The organism is Streptococcus parasuis (assembly GCF_021654455.1).
GTDB classification, from domain to species: Bacteria; Bacillota; Bacilli; order Lactobacillales; family Streptococcaceae; genus Streptococcus; species Streptococcus parasuis.
This window is the reverse complement of the sequence record NZ_AP024276.1, coordinates 1089058-1103584: the sequence shown is the minus strand read 5'-3', so window position 1 is coordinate 1103584 and position 14527 is coordinate 1089058. Positions and strand designations below refer to the sequence as shown.

13 protein-coding genes are annotated in these 14527 nt (G+C 38.8%); 11 read left to right on the top strand and 2 right to left on the bottom strand.

Annotated features, from left to right (window positions below):
- Positions 1-178: 178 nt before the first annotated feature.
- The 11 genes from L6410_RS05500 to L6410_RS05450 all read left to right on the top strand — a co-directional run bounded on the left by L6410_RS05500 (position 179) and on the right by L6410_RS05450 (position 12574).
- Positions 179-751 (top strand): thymidine kinase, encoded by a 573-nt coding sequence (locus tag L6410_RS05500; protein ID WP_024392197.1) that lies wholly within the window; start codon positions 179-181, stop codon positions 749-751.
- 592 nt (positions 752-1343) lie between these two features.
- A complete protein-coding gene (gene prfA, locus L6410_RS05495) occupies positions 1344-2423 on the top strand; it encodes a peptide chain release factor 1 (RefSeq protein ID WP_015646857.1) in 1080 nt (359 codons plus the stop codon).
- Entirely contained in the window at positions 2423-3256 is an 834-nt protein-coding gene (prmC, locus tag L6410_RS05490) for a peptide chain release factor N(5)-glutamine methyltransferase (RefSeq protein ID WP_237395064.1), read from the top strand. Before prfA ends, prmC begins: the two co-directional genes overlap by 1 nt.
- On the top strand, positions 3243-3845 hold the full coding sequence (locus L6410_RS05485) for an L-threonylcarbamoyladenylate synthase (RefSeq protein WP_172085720.1): 603 nt from the start codon (positions 3243-3245) through the stop codon (positions 3843-3845). Before prmC ends, L6410_RS05485 begins: the two co-directional genes overlap by 14 nt.
- A gap of 154 nt (positions 3846-3999) precedes the next feature.
- Positions 4000-5259, top strand: a complete 1260-nt coding sequence (gene glyA, locus L6410_RS05480; protein WP_237396591.1) for a serine hydroxymethyltransferase — start codon at positions 4000-4002, stop codon at positions 5257-5259.
- Positions 5259-6233, top strand: a complete 975-nt coding sequence (locus L6410_RS05475; protein ID WP_237396589.1) for a nucleoid-associated protein — start codon at positions 5259-5261, stop codon at positions 6231-6233. The genes glyA and L6410_RS05475 overlap by 1 nt, the downstream gene beginning before the upstream one ends.
- A complete protein-coding gene (locus tag L6410_RS05470) occupies positions 6234-6833 on the top strand; it encodes a lysozyme family protein (RefSeq protein WP_237396587.1) in 600 nt (199 codons plus the stop codon).
- A 325-nt stretch (positions 6834-7158) separates the two neighbouring features.
- The gene (locus tag L6410_RS05465; RefSeq protein WP_237396586.1) at positions 7159-10569 is read left to right on the top strand and encodes a starch-binding protein; all 3411 of its coding nucleotides are present in this window, start codon (positions 7159-7161) and stop codon (positions 10567-10569) included.
- 116 nt (positions 10570-10685) lie between these two features.
- A complete protein-coding gene (locus tag L6410_RS05460; protein ID WP_237396720.1) occupies positions 10686-11444 on the top strand; it encodes an SDR family NAD(P)-dependent oxidoreductase in 759 nt (252 codons plus the stop codon).
- Between the two features lie 9 nt (positions 11445-11453).
- Positions 11454-12209, top strand: coding sequence for a DUF6287 domain-containing protein (locus L6410_RS05455; protein ID WP_237396584.1), 756 nt, complete (start codon positions 11454-11456; stop codon positions 12207-12209).
- 20 nt (positions 12210-12229) lie between these two features.
- On the top strand, positions 12230-12574 hold the full coding sequence (locus L6410_RS05450; protein WP_237396582.1) for an HIRAN domain-containing protein: 345 nt from the start codon (positions 12230-12232) through the stop codon (positions 12572-12574).
- Positions 12575-12592: 18 nt separating this feature from the next.
- Here the strand turns inward: L6410_RS05450 and L6410_RS05445 are convergent, their stop codons facing one another.
- Both L6410_RS05445 and plsY read right to left on the bottom strand, forming a co-directional pair.
- Positions 12593-13450 (bottom strand): hypothetical protein, encoded by an 858-nt coding sequence (locus L6410_RS05445; protein ID WP_336512758.1) that lies wholly within the window; start codon positions 13448-13450, stop codon positions 12593-12595.
- A gap of 343 nt (positions 13451-13793) precedes the next feature.
- The gene (gene plsY, locus L6410_RS05440) at positions 13794-14435 is read right to left on the bottom strand and encodes a glycerol-3-phosphate 1-O-acyltransferase PlsY (RefSeq protein ID WP_024404625.1); all 642 of its coding nucleotides are present in this window, start codon (positions 14433-14435) and stop codon (positions 13794-13796) included.
- Positions 14436-14527: the final 92 nt, after the last annotated feature.

Below are 14527 nucleotides of genomic sequence, written 5' to 3'. Positions count from 1 at the left end.
AATAAAGTAATTAAAAAGAGTTTAATAATATTATTTTGCTTCTGAATGATTTTTTTTAATAAATAAAAAGTTTGTTTCACACTGTTTCATTAATAGGAAGTACTTTTTTTCTATTTCCCATAAACTCCAATTTATGATAGAATGAAAGGAGTGAAATTTTAAGATTGGAAAGAGAAAAGTGGCTCAATTATATTATAAATATGGGACAATGAACTCAGGTAAGACTATTGAAATTCTCAAGGTTGCCCACAACTATGAAGAACAAGGAAAACCTGTTGTTATCATGACATCTGCGCTTGATACCCGTGATGCCTTTGGTGTTGTATCCAGTCGAATTGGCATGCGACGTGAAGCAGTAGCTATTGACGATGAGATGGATATTTTTGCTTTTATCGAAAAAATGGAACCCCGACCTTATTGTGTTCTGATTGATGAAGCTCAATTTCTTCGACGTCATCATGTATATGCTCTTGCGCGTGTTGTAGATGAATTGGATGTACCTGTTATGGCTTTCGGTCTTAAAAATGATTTCCGAAATGAATTGTTTGAAGGTTCCCAACATTTGCTTTTATTGGCTGATAAATTAGATGAAATCAAAACAATCTGCCAATATTGTTCTAAAAAAGCGACAATGGTTTTGAGAACGCAGGATGGAAAACCTACTTATGAAGGAGAACAAATCCAAATTGGTGGCAATGAAACCTACATTCCTGTCTGTCGCAAACATTATTTTTCACCAGAAATAAAATAATCATTTAGTTAATGGACTGAATATACCCAAAAGAAATTTTAGCGTGGTTTCATTCCAAACATTTTTTAGAAAAAAATGAATACGGCTACGAACTGTGCCTGTTCTAGCTGAATTCTGTTAAAATACGAACAGAACTGAATACGCCTACGACTCTGTAGAAATAGATTATTCTTCCTAGAAACCGACGTTTCTACATCAGAATTCCTAATTTCCTTTGAGTCGGTTATCAGCGTTAATATCTTAACGGAATTGAACACGCCCTACAAGCTGTGTCAAAAAGATAATTTCTCCAAGTGTTTATAACACTTGGTCAAAATTCCTATTTTGACTGTGCTTGCTTAACGGGCTTTGTATCTTAATGGAAATGAACACGCCCTACAAGTTAACTAGAAGTGTCTTCTTTCCAAATTTTTAGAAAGGAACTGAATACGGGCTACGAACGGTGCCTGTTTCATGACCTACATATTACAGAAAGGAAATGAACACGCCCTACAAGCTGTGTCAAAAAGATAATTTCTCCAAGTGTTTGTAACACTTGGTCGAAATTCCTATTTTGACTGTGCTTGCTTAACGGGCTTTGTATCTTAATCTTATGAACATCTACGATCAATTACAGGCGGTGGAGGACCGCTATGAGGAACTTGGTGAATTGTTGTCTGACCCTGATGTAGTCAGCGATACCAAGCGTTTTATGGAGTTGTCTAAGGAAGAAGCTGCGACTCGTGATACAGTAACAGCCTACCGCGAATATAAGACTGTACTTCAAAACATTGTCGATGCAGAAGAGATGATTAAAGAATCTTCTGGTGATGCAGACCTGGAGGAAATGGCTAAGGAAGAACTCAAACAAGCTAAGGCTGATAAAGAGGCTTACGAAGAAAAGCTCAAAATCCTTCTTTTACCAAAAGACCCTAACGATGACAAAAATATCATCTTGGAAATCCGTGGTGCCGCAGGTGGTGATGAAGCTGCCCTCTTTGCTGGTGACCTTTTGACCATGTATCAAAAATATGCAGAAGGTCAAGGCTGGCGTTTTGAAGTCATGGAGGCTTCTTATAATGGTGTCGGCGGTATCAAGGAAGTGGTTGCCATGGTCTCTGGTCAATCCGTTTATTCAAAACTCAAGTATGAATCAGGAGCTCACCGTGTTCAACGTGTCCCTGTGACAGAAAGCCAAGGTCGTGTCCACACCTCAACAGCAACTGTCCTCATCATGCCAGAAGTTGAAGAAGTGGAATATGACATCGATCCCAAAGATCTTCGTGTCGATATTTACCATGCATCTGGTGCTGGTGGACAGAACGTCAACAAGGTTGCAACTGCCGTGCGTATCGTTCACTTGCCAACCAACATCAAGGTAGAAATGCAGGAAGAACGGACCCAGCAGAAAAACCGTGAAAAGGCCATGAAAATTATCCGTGCCCGTGTTGCGGATCACTTTGCACAGATTGCCCAAGATGAGCAGGATGCTGAGCGTAAATCAACTATCGGTACAGGTGACCGTTCAGAGCGTATCCGTACTTATAACTTCCCACAAAACCGTGTGACCGACCATCGTATCGGCTTGACCTTGCAAAAGCTCGATACCATCTTGTCAGGTAAGATGGACGAAGTCGTAGATGCTCTTGTACTTTACGATCAGACGCAAAAACTAGAAGAGCTTAACAAATAATGAATTACGCTCAATTATTTGCAGCATATGAAGAACAATTAGTCGCAATCGGTGAAGAGGCAGAATCCCTGTCCTTCACCTTTCGTGGCTTAAAGGGATTGAACTTTACGGAATTTCTCCTCCTGCTCCGTCAGGAAGTCACACCGACTGACAAAGAAGAGATTGATGCGATTTTTCAGCAACTTTCCCAGCACCGACCCGCCCAGTACATTATCGGCAAGGCTGATTTTCATGGCTTGGAGTTTGCGGTGGATGAGCGAGTCTTGATTCCAAGACCTGAAACGGAAGAATTAGTTGATTTGATTTTGCAGGAAAATAGCGGAGCAGATTTGCGTATTTTAGACATCGGTACAGGAAGCGGTGCCATAGCTATTTCCCTTGCAAAAGCTAGACCTGACTGGGAAGTGGTAGCAGTGGATATTTCAGAGGACGCCTTAGCAGTGGCTCAGGAAAATGCAAGAACCAACCAAGTCTCTGTTCACTTTCTAGAATCGGATGTCTTGCAAGCTGTGACAGGGCAATTTGACATCATTGTTTCCAATCCGCCCTACATCTCACCAGATGACACAGACGAAGTTGGACTCAATGTATTGACTTCTGAGCCACATCTGGCCTTATTTGCGGAAGAAAATGGTATGGCTATCTATAGACAAATTGCGGAGCAAGCAGGTGCATTTTTGAAGAAAAATGGAAAACTCTACTTTGAAATTGGCTATAAACAAGGGCAAGACCTAACCGACTTACTTGCTCTGCATTTCCCCAAAAAGCGAATTCGAGTCCTCAAAGACCAATTTGGACTGGATAGAAAGGTCGTAGCGGATGACAATGGATAAACTCCGAACAATCCTTGAAAATGGTGGAGCTGTGGTTTTGCCGACCGAGACGGTCTACGGACTCTTTGCCCAAGCCTTAAATGAAGAGGCGGTCAATCGTGTCTATCAGTTGAAACAGCGCCCTAGGGACAAGGCAATGAACTTAAATGTCTCAAATCTGAACGATATTCATTTTTTCAGTCAAAATACTCCCTTTTTTCTGGAAAAACTGTATAATAGGTTTATGCCAGGACCGCTAACGATTATCCTGAAAGCGAATCACAATGTTCCTTTTTGGGTTAATTCTGGACTGGATACTGTTGGATTCCGTGTACCTAATCACGTAAAAACCTTACAATTGATTTCTGAGACTGGCCCGCTTATTGGACCGTCCGCCAATATTTCAGGAAATGAAAGTGGCAAGAAGTTTTCGGACATCCAGGCACAATTTTCAGTTGATTTGTCTGGCGTTGAGGACGACCAAGCCTTGACAGGCATTGATTCAACGATTTTAGACCTTTCTGGACAGAAAGCGCGGATTTTGCGTCAAGGTGCAATAAGTCGTGAGCTCATTCAAAAAGAAATACCTGAAATTGAATTCGAGGATTGAAGAATGATTCGAGTAGATGAATGGGTCCATTCACATATTTAAACCATCATTTATCTCTAAGAAATTCAAATATAAGTTTTTTGCTAATACTAGGGATGCCTATCTGACAAGTCGCATAACCATTACATCAAGCACTAATAAAGGAGTAACGCATATGATTTTTGATAAAGTTGACTTTAAAGACTTCGATAAAGAGGTTTGGGATGCTATTCAAGCTGAAGAAAAACGCCAACAAAATAATATCGAATTGATCGCGTCTGAAAACGTTGTTTCTAAAGCTGTTATGGCAGCTCAAGGTTCTATTTTGACCAATAAGTATGCTGAAGGCTATCCAGGCCGTCGTTACTATGGCGGTACGGAATGCGTTGACGTAGTTGAAAGTTTAGCTATTGAACGTGCTAAAGAAATATTCGGTGCAAAATTTGCGAACGTTCAGCCACACTCAGGAAGCCAGGCCAATTGTGCTGCCTACATGGCCTTGATTGAGCCAGGAGACACTGTTATGGGGATGGACTTAGCAGCAGGTGGTCACTTGACTCACGGTGCATCCGTTAGCTTCTCAGGACAAACTTACAACTTTGTCGCTTACAATGTCGACGAAGAAACTGGCTTGCTTGATTACGATGCGATTTTAGAGCAAGCAAAAGAAGTACAACCAAAATTGATTGTAGCAGGTGCTTCAGCCTATGCCCGTACAATTGACTTTGCTAAATTCCGTGAGATTGCTGATGCAGTTGGTGCAAAATTGATGGTGGATATGGCACATATTGCTGGACTAGTAGCTGCTGGCCTCCATCCAAACCCAGTTCCGCATGCTCATATCACTACTACAACAACGCATAAAACGCTTCGTGGCCCACGTGGTGGTTTGATTTTGACCAATGATGAAGAGCTCATCAAGAAAATCAACTCAGCCATTTTCCCTGGAATTCAAGGTGGTCCACTAGAACATGTCATCGCTGCCAAAGCTGTGTCTTTCAAAGAAGTTTTGGATCCAGCTTTCAAAGACTATGCTCAAAAAGTGATTGAAAACAGCAAGGCCATGGCTGAGGTCTTCCTTGCAAACCCTAACTTTAAAGTCATCACAGGAGGAACAGACAACCATCTCTTCCTAGTTGACGTGACCAAAGTCGTTGAAAACGGTAAGGTAGCTCAGCATCTCCTAGATGAAGTAAATATAACACTTAATAAAAATTCAATTCCTTATGAAAAACTCTCACCATTCAAAACAAGCGGTATCCGTATTGGCTCTGCGGCCATTACTGCTCGCGGTTTTGGAGTAGAGGAAGCTCGCAAGGTTGCACAACTAACTATCAAAGCACTTGAAAATGCAGAAAATGAAAAAGCTCTTGAGGAAGTCCGTCAAGAAGTGCGTGCTTTGACAGATCAATTCCCACTTTACGAAGGTTTATAATGGATATATTTGTAAAAAAAGCCATCATACATCAATTTAGTCCTGATGATACAGAGCTGGTCCTTGCCGACCAGCTTTTGACTGTTAGTCCCAAAATAGAAGAATATTTGCGCAAAAAAATTGAACGTGTTTTTTCTGATGAGGCTAAAACAGGTCAATTCAATTCTGAGAATCCCTTTCTAGATCATCTAAAGGGTGATTTGTTGTCGAATTCAGTAAAGATTGCTAATCTCTGGAAAGAAGAATTTTCAATTTCTGAGAATTTAAAAACCAATGACCTCATTTTCATCGAGTTTGAGCGAAATGGTGTTGAACATTTTGCCTTTTTGAGAATCTCACTGCGTGAAAATCTCGCCCACGTTGGTTTGGAAAGTGGAAGTCCTTTAAAAATCACCCAGAATAATTTACCTGGAGCAGGTTCAGCACCTGATGAAGCTTTGATTGTCAATCTTCAAACGTGGAAGTATCATTTGATTGAGAAAAGAATCAAACACAATGGAGCCTTCCTCAATTATTTCTCAGATAATCTTCTGCAAGTTACACCAGCTATTTCTGCAAAAAAATCAATCAAAGCAGTAGAGCAAACTGCACAGAAAATTGCTGACAATTTCCATCAAGGCGATTTTCAATTTCAATCGAAAGTCAAGTCAGCTATTTTCAACAATTTGGAAGAAGATAATGAGCTTTCACCTGAAAAATTAGCTGATCAGTTATTCGATAACAACCTGACCGCACGTTTAAATTTCGTCGATCAACTGAAAGAGGTCATACCTGATAAGATTTCATTTGATGAGATTGATAGTAGTCGTCAACTCAAGAAATTTGAAAACCAAAAGCTTTCTTTATCAAATGGCATTGAATTGATTGTACCTAACGCAATCTATGAGGATGCTGAATCTGTTGAATTTATTCAAAATGATAACGGAACCTATTCGATTCTCATCAAAAATATTGAAGATATAAAGAGTAAGTAAATGAAAAAACTGAGACGCATTCTAGTGTTGCTTTTATTGATTTTTCTTGGCTATAAAGGTTACCAGACCTATCACGCTGTCAAGCAAGTAATGGCCTATCAATCAATGGTACAAGAAGTACTAGCTGAAAATGATACACCTGCCAATGAAGAATTGGTTTTGGCCATGATTTATACAGAAACTAAAGGATTAGAAGCTGATGTCATGCAATCTAGTGAGTCCGCAACTGGTTATACGAATACTATTACAGATAGTAAAGAAAGTATTCGCCAAGGTGTAATCTATCTTACTGAAAATTTGCGACTGGCGGAAGAAAAAGGGGTAGAAGTTTGGACAGCAGTTCAAGCCTATAATTTTGGGCCGGCCTATATTGACTATATCGCAGAACATGGTGGAGAACATACGCTCTCTTTAGCGAAAGAATACTCCAGAACAGTAGTAGCACCAAGCTTAGGGAATACTACAGAAGAAACGTATACCTATTTTCATCCTTTGGCTTTGCTGAATGGTGGTAAGTTATATGTAAATGGTGGAAATATCTACTATGCTAGACAGGTTCAGTTCAATATGCGACTCATGCAATTCTTTAATTTTTTCTGATGATATACAAAAACTCGTTGACGTTCAATGAGCTTTTTGTTTGTCAAAAAATGTTATCGGTAACAAAATTTTCCCTAAAGTAGCATAAATTGACAGAAAAACCTTATACAGAGCGGTTTTTCATGATTTTTTAGCTGTTTGAAATTAACCAACAAATATGATATTATCATTTTGCAACCGTTTGCATTTAGCAAAATGATTTAATTTTGAAAGAAAGGAGAGTACTTATTCCTCTACAGTTGATTGCTGGTTTCGAGGTCATCAACTGTAGATATATTTTTCAAGGAAATGCAAACGTTTTCTTATTATTTTTTAGGAGGTTTATATGGCTTATCAAAGTCAGAGTAAGAGAAAACTATCCAAATTGGTAAAAAAAGGGGTTAGTATTTCCCTGATTTTATCCATGTTTGCTGGAATTGAACAGGCATTCGCAATCACTTCAGTAAATGGTGAAACAATCGTTGCCAGCTCCAACCAGCAGGTTTCAATGAAAGATGGGACTATTTTGCATGCTTGGTGTTGGTCGTTTAATGCTATCAAAGAAAATATGGCAGCCATTAAAGAAGCAGGCTATACAAGTGTTCAAACATCCCCAATTAATGCTGTAGTTGTTGGGAATGGAGGAGATAAGAAATTTACAGAGCAATGGTATTATCATTATCAACCAACCGCCTATACGATTGGTAACTATCAGCTTGGTACTGAAGCTGAATTTATCGAGATGAATCGTGTCGCAGAGCAGTATGGCATTAAAATCATAGTTGATGCAGTACTGAATCATACTACTTCTGATTATAAAAAGGTCTCTTCAGAAATTACATCCATTACAAAATGGAATCGTGGAAATAATGAAATTGAAAACTGGAAGAGTCGTTGGGAAGTAACTCAAAAGTCTCTGCTTGGGCTCTGGGAATGGAATACACAAAATCCAGAAGTACAACAGTATTTGTTGAAATTCTTAAAAAATGCAGTTGCTGATGGGGCTGATGGTTTCCGTTATGATGCTGCAAAACATATCGAATTACCAGGAGAATATCCAAACGAATTTGGTAGTAATTTCTGGAATGTTATATTAAATAATGGTACTGAGTTCCAATATGGTGAAGTGTTACAAGACAATATTTCACGCGATGCAGATTATGCGAACTTGATGAGCATTACTGCATCCCAATATGGACACTCTATCCGAGACATGCTCCGCAATCGAAATGTCCATGCTGGAAATCTTGGCAACTACCAAGCAGGAGTAGATCCATCTAAACTCGTACTTTGGGTCGAATCTCACGATACATATGCAAACGGAAAAACGGATAGTGAATCCGAATCAGCTTGGATGAGCGATGAAGATTTGAAACTAGGCTGGGCAATGATTACTGCACGCGCCAAAGGTACACCTCTATTCTTCTCACGTCCAGTTGGTGGCGGTAATGGTGTCCGTTTCCCTGAACAATCTAAAATGGGTGATGCGGGTAGCAATCTTTATAAAGACCCTACGATTGTAGCAGTAAACAAATTCCATAATGCCATGGTTGGTCAATCAGAATATATTCGGAACCCGAATGGTGATACAACCGTTGCCATGATTGAACGAGGCACTCAAGGCGCAGTAATTGCAAACCTTTCCGACAGTGAGAAAAGCTTAAATACTGAGACAAAATTGGCGAATGGAACCTATAAAGACCAAATTTCTGGTAAAACCTACACTGTTTCGAACGGACGATTAAGTGGTTCCATTGCGAGACGATCAGTATTAGTATTAACAAATGGTGAAAGTTTTGATAATCTAGCATCCTTGTCAGTTCAAGGATATCAAGAAGGCAGCCATACTTTCTTGACAGATACATTAAATCTTACATTACAAACTTCTAATACGAGTGAGGCTACCTATTCTGTCAATAATGGCGCTCCAATTAAATTTGAAAATGGAAAAGTCATTACAATCGGAAGTCAAGTGCAATTTGGTGAAACAGTAACGGTTACATTATCGGCTAAAAACTCTAAAGGTCAGACAGTTCAATCCGTTTATCGCTTTACAAAAGAGGATCCGAATGCCAATACAACCATCTATTTTGACAATCCTGAAAATTGGAATCAAGTATATGCCTATATGTATAGCGGTACAGATACCGTTCTCCTGAACAAATGGCCTGGAACTGCTATGAGTAAAGATAGTGCAACGGGCTATTACACTATTACTGTTCCAAATTCATTTATCAGCAAAGGTGCTAAGGTATTGTTCACTAACAATCAAGGTGCTCAGTATCCTCAGAATGTGGGATTTGAAGTAAATTCAAATGGTCTATATTCTCGTGATGGCTTTGTAAAAGTTGTCGAGAAACAAATTACAGTACCTGCAGTGCTTGGATTAAAAGGTCAAACAACAACTGAGATTACTATTACAGATGCTATTGAGTTGATTTTACAAGCTAGTCACGTAACGGATGCGACCTATCAGATGAATGATGGTGATGCAGTTTCCTTTAATGATGGGGACAAATTGACACTAGGACAAGATCTGAAAAATGGTGAATCGTTGAGATTGACGCTATCAGCAAAAGATTCAGCTGGTGAATTAGTGACGAAAGTATATTCTATCACGAAGAAAGTAGAAGAACCAGCCACCCAAACAACTATTCGCTTTGAAAATCCAGATAAATGGACAGATGTCTTTGTTTATATGTATAATGCCAAAGGTGAAAAATTGTTAGGCGCATGGCCAGGAACTAAGATGGAAAAAGATGGTACAGGTCTTTTCGCCGTCACTCTTCCAACATCATACGAGACTGATGGCGTAAAAGTACTCTTTTCTAACAACAAAGGAGCGCAGTATCCACAATCCATTGGTTTTGAATTTAAATCAGGCGGAACATATTCTAAAGATGGTTTAGTTGCCGAACAACCTTCTAGCGAGTTCAAAGAAGAAAGTGAAGAGCTTCCAATCCCATTTGAAACACAGTATGTAGACAATCCTGAACTTGAAAAAGGACAGAAAGTAACTCGCCTTGAAGGTCAAGACGGAGTGAAGACAATAACTTACCGTTCAGAGTACATTGGTAGTCAACTTGTCTCTAAGACAAAGATCAGTGAAACTGTTAGCAAAGAACCGGTTACACAAGTGGTTGAAGTCGGTACAAAAGTCCCAAACATTGAGCAACAAATTGCCAACCGTGTTTACTTCAACAACTCACAAGGTTGGTCTAAGGTCTACGCCTATGTTTATGATAATAAAGGTGTACCACTCGTTGGAAATTGGCCAGGTAAAGAAATGAGTCAAGATGAGTACGGATATTATATTGAGCTTGGTGAAGAATTTGCAGGTGGTAAAGTAATTTTCAATAATCCTGATACGAAAGTTCAATTCCCAGCACAAAATAAACCTGGCTATGATTTGGAACTTGGACAAGTCTATGAAATAGACGGTAGCCATAGAGCCGTTTTACCAGAACCAGTTGCCGAAGGCTTTACTCGTATTACCTTCGAAAATCCTGGTGGATGGAGTGCTGCAAATGTCTATGCCTATTATGGTAATCCAATTCAAATGCCTTTGGGAGCTTGGCCTGGTCAAGCTATGCTGAAAGATAGCAAAGGACATTTCTATATCGATTTACCAGAAGAATATGCAAATTCTAATGTAAAAATATTATTTAATAAACCAAATTCTACTATTCAATTCCCAGTCTCAGTTGGTTTTGATTTTAAAGTAGATGGCCATTATACCAAAGATGGTCTAAAATAAGTGTGTTTCCTTCCTAAAAAATAAGGTCCCCTGTCGATAGGGGATCTTATTTTGTGCTCTGTGTTTTTCCATTCTATTCAAAAAAGTAGTATAATATAGAAATAGGAGAAAGAATGATGAAACGAAATGTATTGATTACAGGTGCAAGTAGCGGAATCGGTAAAGCAATTGCTTACGCCTTTGCAGAAAATGGTGATAATCTCGTTATTACGGGTCGTAGATTTGACAAACTAGAAGAAATTAAAAAAGATATTGAAAAGCAATACCAAGTTCACGTATCCATTTATTCATTTGATATTACGAATATGGAGCAAACAATCATAAATTGTCAAAAAATCATAGAAGAAGTTGGACAAATTCATATTTTGGTAAACAATGCTGGCCTGGCTTTGGGGTTAGACAAATTTCAAGATTATGATTTGACAGATATGATGACGATGATTGATACCAACATTAAAGGCCTTTTAACCGTCACTCGACAATTATTGCCACAGATGGTTAGCTACAATGAAGGCCATATTATCAATATTGGATCAACGGCCGGTATTTACGCTTATGCAGGAGCTGCTGTCTACGCTGCAACCAAATCTGCTGTTAAGGTGCTTTCGGACGGTATTCGTATTGATACGATTGAAAAAAATATCAAGGTAACTACCTTACAACCAGGTATTGTTGAGACTGATTTTAGTCAAGTTCGTTTTCATGGAGATAAGGAGAGAGCAGCGACAGTTTATCAAGGGATTGATGCTTTGCAAGCTAGCGATATTGCACAATGTACTCTTTTCGTTGCAAATCAACCTGCACACGTTCAGATTTCTGATATGACTATTATGGCAACCAAACAGGCAACTGGATTTACTATTCATAGAGAATAGGAGAACGGCATGTCAAAGAGAATTTTATGTATTATTCTGGGTATGATTACAGTTTTTCTACTTCCAGCTTGTTATGCCAGTAAGACGTCTACGACATCGTCAAACACTGCTTCATCAACAAGTCAATCCTCAAGCACGAGTACCTCATCTACCAGTCAGAAAGGCATTCTTCCAATTTTAATGGATATAGATGCTTTGATGCAGGGAAATTACGACAGTATTCTTGGTACTTGGCAGAATGCCCAAGGAGATTCCTTGATATTTAATAGCAAGGGCTTGGTCACAGAGGATCGTGCTTTGCTTGGACGCGGAAAAATTATGGATGGGGTATTTGAAACAGGCTATGTAGATGCAAAAATTGGAGATGTAACATTACTGATGGTTCCGGGAGGAACTCAATTGAGTGCAACCTACCAAACAACTGGTACAGATACATCTGACTCCACACGTGATAGAATGATAGTGATTAGCCCGGCTTCCGCAGATTCAATGGAAGTCTATTATCGTCTATCTCAATCAGCTGATAGTGGTATTGACCCTCTAAAAAACACTGAAACAGGTGTTCAGCTGGAAAGTGGTCCTAAAACAATTGAATACGCAAACGCTATTTTAGGTGAGAATAATTGGCAGGTCATTGAAGGAAATTATACTCGTACAGAATCTATCCCTTATAACACTATAGAAGGGGATGACGACAGTCTATATACTATTTATCAAAACGGTGTAATTGTCAATGCTGACTATCAAATTGTCTACCAACCATAAGATTTTTAGGGAGATTACCAATGTCATTTGCTTCATTTGGACCAACCCGCAATGTTCAAGATTTTCATTTAGCTGCATTTGCATATTATGACGGATTGGATGTCATCGATCAACTAAAACCAGGAACGCCAGTAGAACTAGTAGGAGAGCCCTCTAATCCACATGATTCAGAAGCGGTAGCTATCTTTTATCAAGGAACAAAATTAGGCTACATCCCTTCTGATAAGAATTCTCTAATTAGCCGATTGATTTACTTTGGACATGGAGAAATTCTTGAGGCTCGTATTCAAATGTCTAACACAGAGAACCATCCAGATCGCCAATTTCGCGTAGTTGTGAAATTAAAAGACAATCGTCGGAAATAAGAGGTGTCCATCGATACCTTATCTCAAACGGAGCTGCGCTTTTTGTTTTTGAATTTCAATGATACTTATAAAGGCTGCAAACTCGTCGTCTAGACGTTGTTGGTAAGCCTTATTTTTTATTGTTAGCTGGTCTAGAAAAACTGGATATGAGCCTTTCTTGTATAATTCACCTTGGAAGAAGTAGCGGTCTGACAGTTTATCAACAGAAACAAGTGAGGAACGCCAGCGACTTTTTCGAGAGTGGGAGGGTTTCCAGGATATTTTTAGTTGTTTTTCGTAAAAATACCATCCCATGATATAAATCTTAGTCACTTGTTTTCGTTTTATGTCTTGATAGAGGCAGGGAACAGCATAAACATTTCCATGTCTTGTTTTCAAAAAGGGATGAAAATCTTTTATTTTTTCATATTCTTTTCTAGGAATGACTTTTAATTGATTGTCTTTAATAGCAGATTTCTCATCAACAGTGTAGGAGTAACGGTAGGGATCATAAACTGTTGCTTGTTCACGTGCTCGATATTGCTCTGCTATTGACTTAAAAATAGGTAATTGTCCGTGGCTTTCCATCAAATGTGAGAGACTGACTCCTCGTTGATTAGTATTTTTCCTTACTTCAATGACTTGACAGGTAGACCATGCAGAAACAGGAATTGCTCCCAAACCGATTAACAGATGATCATTCTGAAAATGACTAGCAAATCTAGCTTCCTGAGTCTTTCCGGTCTCACTTTCTAAGTCGACAAAAACAAGTTCTTTATCCTGTTTAAAAACAAGTATATAATTGTCTGTGGTTTGCTCAAGTCTCTTCACAGGAACCAAATAAAAATGATGAAAATTTGGTAATCCTAATAGTTTTCCAAGCGTTAATGTTTTCATACAATTAGTATAACAAAAATGAATTTTCAAATCTACCAAAAAGTTTAATACGTTAAACCTAGGTGTGGTGTTCAAGATTCTACCAGTATTTTGGGATGTTAGATTTCCGTTACTTGGGAAGTGTGAGGCTGGTTTCAATTGTTGTTTAGTCGGATGAAATGCTTTCAGACCTGGACTTTGGTACAGGTAGCTAGAGCAACCTTGAGGCTTTTCTAGGTTAGAAATATGACTTGCGAAACAAGTCACTCTCGTAGAGTATTAATTCAGATGACTATGTTTTTCCATAATAAAACCCTTACTAGGCCGAGGGTCCAAATAAGGGTGTAAGAGGTATTTGATTAAACTATTTTTTCTTTTGTTTCGTTAGGTTCAATCCAAAGGGAACCAAATTTTCTTCTTTGCGAAGAAATCGTTTGATATTTTCTTTATGACGGATAATCACAAAGAGTCCGAGAAAGACAATAATCAGTGTAAATAACCAATCATATTCAATAAATAGGAAGTCAAACGCTGGAAACACTAAGACTCCCAAAATGGCTAAGCCGGCTGAAAAGACACTGGAGAAAGAGACCATAGACGTCAAATAAAGGGATACTGCGAAAATGATTACTAGATAAAGGCAAAATGCAGGTGCAACTCCCAAAAGCATTCCTGCAGACGTAGCAACAGCCTTCCCACCCTTAAATTGAGCAAAAATTGGGAAGGTATGTCCTAGAACAGCTAGAAGACCGAAAACGATTGGTGAAATGTCTTGCACATGGAAGAGAATAGGTAAAAGGGCTGCTAAGGTTCCTTTTAAGAAATCAACAATAAATACAACTGTCCCTGCTTTTGGTCCCAGAATCCGAAATGTATTAGTTGTTCCCGTATTGCCAGATCCATGGTCACGAATATTGATATTAAAAAACGCTTGACCAATCCAAAGACCAGAAGGTATTGAGCCTAATAAGTAGGCAGTAATGAATAGTAATACAATCTTTAACATAGTTTCATTATAGCATATTTTTTATCAAGAATTTTGAATTGGACACTAATTATCTTGTTGCACCGGAAAAGAACAGAAATATTTTGCAAAAA

What these genes read in the sequence shown, in the direction of transcription:
- L6410_RS05470 (WP_237396587.1), top strand. Translation starts at nt 6,234, where the DNA reads ATGAAAAAACTGAGACGCATTCTAGTGTTGCTTTTATTGATTTTTCTT.
- L6410_RS05465 (WP_237396586.1), top strand. Translation starts at nt 7,159, where the DNA reads ATGGCTTATCAAAGTCAGAGTAAGAGAAAACTATCCAAATTGGTAAAA.
- L6410_RS05450 (WP_237396582.1), top strand. Translation starts at nt 12,230, where the DNA reads ATGTCATTTGCTTCATTTGGACCAACCCGCAATGTTCAAGATTTTCAT.
- glyA (WP_237396591.1), top strand. Translation starts at nt 4,000, where the DNA reads ATGATTTTTGATAAAGTTGACTTTAAAGACTTCGATAAAGAGGTTTGG.
- L6410_RS05475 (WP_237396589.1), top strand. Translation starts at nt 5,259, where the DNA reads ATGGATATATTTGTAAAAAAAGCCATCATACATCAATTTAGTCCTGAT.
- prfA (WP_015646857.1), top strand. Translation starts at nt 1,344, where the DNA reads ATGAACATCTACGATCAATTACAGGCGGTGGAGGACCGCTATGAGGAA.
- L6410_RS05485 (WP_172085720.1), top strand. Translation starts at nt 3,243, where the DNA reads ATGACAATGGATAAACTCCGAACAATCCTTGAAAATGGTGGAGCTGTG.
- L6410_RS05455 (WP_237396584.1), top strand. Translation starts at nt 11,454, where the DNA reads ATGTCAAAGAGAATTTTATGTATTATTCTGGGTATGATTACAGTTTTT.
- plsY (WP_024404625.1), bottom strand. Translation starts at nt 14,435, where the DNA reads ATGTTAAAGATTGTATTACTATTCATTACTGCCTACTTATTAGGCTCA.
- prmC (WP_237395064.1), top strand. Translation starts at nt 2,423, where the DNA reads ATGAATTACGCTCAATTATTTGCAGCATATGAAGAACAATTAGTCGCA.
- L6410_RS05460 (WP_237396720.1), top strand. Translation starts at nt 10,686, where the DNA reads ATGAAACGAAATGTATTGATTACAGGTGCAAGTAGCGGAATCGGTAAA.
- L6410_RS05445 (WP_336512758.1), bottom strand. Translation starts at nt 13,450, where the DNA reads ATGAAAACATTAACGCTTGGAAAACTATTAGGATTACCAAATTTTCAT.